The sequence below is a fragment of the Bacillus sp. SIMBA_005 genome, from assembly GCF_046535585.1.
In the GTDB taxonomy this organism is placed as follows: Bacteria; Bacillota; Bacilli; order Bacillales; family Bacillaceae; genus Bacillus; species Bacillus pumilus.
The window spans coordinates 1-247 of the sequence record NZ_JAWRWI010000938.1 but is presented as its reverse complement, the minus strand read 5'-3'; the positions used below and the strand labels follow the sequence as shown (position 1 = coordinate 247).

General features: G+C 40.1%; 1 pseudogene. It reads left to right on the top strand.

The annotated features are described in order from the left end of the window. A pseudogene (locus SB660_RS22835) lies at positions 1 to 209 on the top strand (M20 metallopeptidase family protein); the annotation flags it as partial. Positions 210 to 247: the final 38 nt, after the last annotated feature.

The following is a 247-nucleotide window of genomic DNA, read 5'->3' as shown; positions in this document are numbered from 1 at the left end:
ATTTTGCCAAAGTTCAAGCGCAACAATACGGCTTACAGGTAAGTTTTCACTACAATGATGAATTCCCGGAAACGGTCAATCACAAAGAAAGTGTAGACAAGATTCGTTGTGCTGCAAAATCGGAAGGTATCGCATTCGTTGAATTGAGCGAAGCTTTTCGAGGATCTGAAGATTTTGGACATTTTACGAAGTTAACAAAAGGAGCCTAATGTTTCATAGGGAATGGTGAAGATTACCCACATGTCCA